Annotated in this window: 1 pseudogene; it reads right to left on the bottom strand. The window is 45.0% G+C overall.

What is annotated here, in order from left to right:
* Nucleotides 1-260: pseudogene (locus tag AB4274_RS21750) on the bottom strand (IS110 family transposase); the annotation flags it as partial.

Here is a 260-nt window from a genome sequence, read left to right as displayed (position 1 = left end):
ATCGCAGTAGCGGTTTGCGGCCCAATACCTCGAACTTTCATCACTCGTTGAACATTAGCGCTGACCTTAGCAAAAGAGTCGAAGACTTGTTCAGTATCGGCGATACGTTGATTTAATTCACCAAGGTGGTGATAAGCATCGGCAATCACCGTTCTTGCGAGATGTGGCAGTTCATTTTCTGCATCTTCAAGCATTAAGGGAACGTGTTTCATCAATGAAGAGCGACCAACAGGAATGATTAACCCGAACTCAGAAAGTAG

The organism is Vibrio sp. 10N.261.55.A10 (assembly GCF_041470825.1).
Lineage (GTDB): Bacteria > Pseudomonadota > Gammaproteobacteria > Enterobacterales > Vibrionaceae > Vibrio > Vibrio crassostreae_C.
This window is presented reverse-complemented; position numbering and strand designations above follow the sequence as displayed.